At 38.0% G+C, this 1,619-nt stretch carries 1 protein-coding gene; it reads left to right on the top strand.

Going from position 1 to position 1,619, the window contains the following annotated elements:
• The first annotated feature begins 284 nt into the window (after positions 1-284).
• Complete coding sequence (locus ACODS7_RS31855; protein WP_488828558.1) at positions 285-1,469, top strand: C1 family peptidase; 1,185 nt, start codon at positions 285-287, stop codon at positions 1,467-1,469.
• Positions 1,470-1,619: the final 150 nt, after the last annotated feature.

The raw sequence follows: 1,619 nt of genomic DNA, 5'->3' as shown, positions 1-1,619 counted from the left end.
GAATAGGAAACATGTATTTGGTATGCCTTGTTTCCTAACTAAGCTGAGTAGTTACGGATTATTAAAATAAGGGGGACTCTATAAATGTTGAAGAGACCGAAATAGAATCATATTTCTCAAGTTAGCATTCTGGAAAAGAATTGACTTTGCATACGAGAACCGCTATTTTGTGAGAGTACAAGATTTACTTACACTTTATAAAAAGGAAGGGGACGAAGTGATGGAATGATTTCTGTAGTTTATATGAGCAATAGACGTATACAATAAAAAATGAGGTGTGACACATGAAAAAAATATGGTTATGGATGATAAGTAGTATATTATTTTTCTCGATTGGCATTCCAGTAAACGTAATTGCGGAAGAGAAGGCATTTGATCCTACTGATTTTTCTACCTATGGACTAGGAATGAAGGAAAGTATCGGGCAAGAATCTGCTGCCCCCTATCAGCCACCTACGACATATGTCCCGAAACAAGAGTGGCAACACCTGAGTCCATCCAAACAAAAACAACAAAAATATTTGCCTGAACGTGTAGACTTACGCTCTTATTTTCCAAGTGTTCGAAACCAAGGAAGATTTTCTACCTGTGTTCCATTTGCCGCAACGGCGCTCCGAGAATACTATATTGGTAGGGATACAACAGCAAGAGGAGGCGATATTTCCTATTTATCACCGCTTTATATGTATTATCCAAGAGGACCTAAGGATGGCATGCGATTAGAAGAAGCGTTTCAATCCATGCAATATCAAGGGGTAACCCCTGAAATGGAAAGGCCTTATGATTTGAATCCCGAAAATACGGCGCAATTCCAAAAACCTATTACAAATGTACAATGGAAGCAAGCTCTTCCGTATCAAATTCGAAATTATCAATTGATTTCACAATCCAATATGGTTGCACAAATCAAACAGGCTTTAGCCAATCGTGATCCTGTTATGGTCGGCATTTATGTGTATCCCAATTTTGATGCCACACCATCTTCGGGGATTGTACCACCTGTCACCAGTAAAAAATCAAGAGGTGGACACGCGTTAGTTGTTGTAGGATATGATGAGAAAAACAATTGGTTTATTTTACGAAATAGTTGGGGCGAAAAATTTGGAGATCAAGGATATGTCTATATGAACTATCAGACTTTGCTTGATATGACAAGCGGATATGGATTTGTGGCAACACCTGTGAGCTATTGGTATCCGCCGCAGGGGGTACAAGTCAAACATACGTTGACACGAGATGGGAAAAATCAATTTCATATCACAGCTTTACAAGCACAGCAATTTGATTTATATCGCGATGGTACCTATATAAAATCTTTTTGGGAAACTAGTATGATTGATGAGGAAACAGACCCTACCAAGGAACATACGTATTATATTATGGCGAAAAACTCAATAGGGGAAACAAGAAGCCCCATCATAACCATTCCTTCTTCCCAACCTATACCGATGCTTCAAAAAGCAAATTAACTGTATGTTGAAATGACTAGAAAAATAGGATGTGAACACCAGATTGTTCTTTATAAAGAATAACCCGGTGCCTCATCCTATATTTTTCTAATTTTACGTAACTACTCAGCTTAATTAGGAAAAAAGGCATGCCAAATACATGTTTTCCAT

This window comes from Bacillus sp. FG16 (genome assembly GCF_057809515.1).
The sequence above is the reverse complement of the archived record's forward strand: the minus strand, read 5'-3'. Positions and strand labels throughout refer to the sequence as shown.